Here is a 1289-nt window from a genome sequence, read left to right on the forward strand (position 1 = left end):
TGTCGACGACGCCTGAAAACTGACCCCCTCGCGACGCTCGAAATCTGACCCCCTCCCGAGACCCTGGCTCGAGCCGAGCCGGGGAGGGACGAGGTGTTGTCCGTGGAGGATTGGGCGGAGATCCGCCGGCTGCATCGGGCCGAGGGCATCCCGATCAAGCAGATCGCGCGGGTGCTGGGCGTCTCGCGAAACACGGTGCGGTCGGCGCTGCGGGCCGACGGGCCACCGAAGTACGAGCGAGTTGAACGGGCGTCGATCGTCGATGAGGTCGAGCCTCGGGTACGGGAACTGCTGCAGGCGTTTCCGACGATGCCGGCCACGGTGATCGCCGAGCGGATCGGCTGGACCCGGTCGATGACCGTGCTCAAGAAGCGGGTGGCCGAGCTACGGCCGGTCTATCTGCCTCCGGATCCGGCGTCTCGAACGGCCTATGTGGCCGGCGAGATCGCCCAGTTCGATCTGTGGTTCCCGCCGATTACGTTGCCCGTCGGCCACGGTCAGAGCCGGACCGCGAAGCAGCTGCCGGTGCTGACGATGGTCTGCGGCTACTCGCGCTGGGCCGCCGGGGTGCTGATCCCCTCCCGCACCGGGGAGGACCTGTTCGCCGGCTGGTGGCAGCTGCTCGCCTCGCTGGGGGCGGTGCCGCGGGTGCTGGTCTGGGACGGCGAGGGCGCGGTCGGTCGCTGGCGCGGCGGCCGCTCGGAGCTCACCACCGAGTGCCAGGGCTTCCGCGGCACGCTGGCTACGAAGGTGCTGGTCTGCCGGCCGGCCGACCCGGAAGCCAAGGGCCTGGTGGAGCGGCTGCACGACTACATCGAGCGATCCTTTCTCCCCGGCCGGACCTTCACCGGGCCGGCCGACTTCAACGCCCAGCTCAGCGCCTGGCTGCAGCTGGTGAACACCCGTCCCCGCAGGGCGCTGGGGTGCGCACCGACCGAGCGGATCGCCGCGGATCTGGAGCGGATGCTGCCGCTGCCGCCCGTCGCTCCGGCCACCGGCTGGCGGGCCTCGACCCGGTTGGCGCGGGACCACTACGTGCGCCTGGACGGCAACGACTACTCGGTCCATCCGGCGGTGATCGGCCGGCGAGTCGAGGTGCTCGCCGACCTGCACCGGGTGCGGGTGCTCTGCGACGGCCGGATGGTGGCCGACCACGAGCGGATCTGGGCCAAGCATCAGACGGTCTCGGCCGATGAGCACGTCACCGCGGCGAAGGCGTTGCGCGCCGCCCGGATAGGGCTGCTGCGCCCGGCCCCGAACACAGAAGAGGTCGAGGTCCGGCCGCTAAG

At 71.2% G+C, this 1289-nt stretch carries 1 protein-coding gene; it reads left to right on the top strand.

Going from position 1 to position 1289, the window contains the following annotated elements; translation table 11 throughout:
- Positions 1-93: 93 nt before the first annotated feature.
- Positions 94-1289 (top strand): IS21 family transposase (gene istA / locus E9529_RS21400; protein WP_236833274.1); only part of this gene is annotated, 1196 nt, incomplete at its 3' end.

Origin of the sequence: Blastococcus sp. KM273128 (assembly GCF_021698975.1) — a bacterium.
In the GTDB taxonomy this organism is placed as follows: Bacteria; Actinomycetota; Actinomycetes; order Mycobacteriales; family Geodermatophilaceae; genus Blastococcus.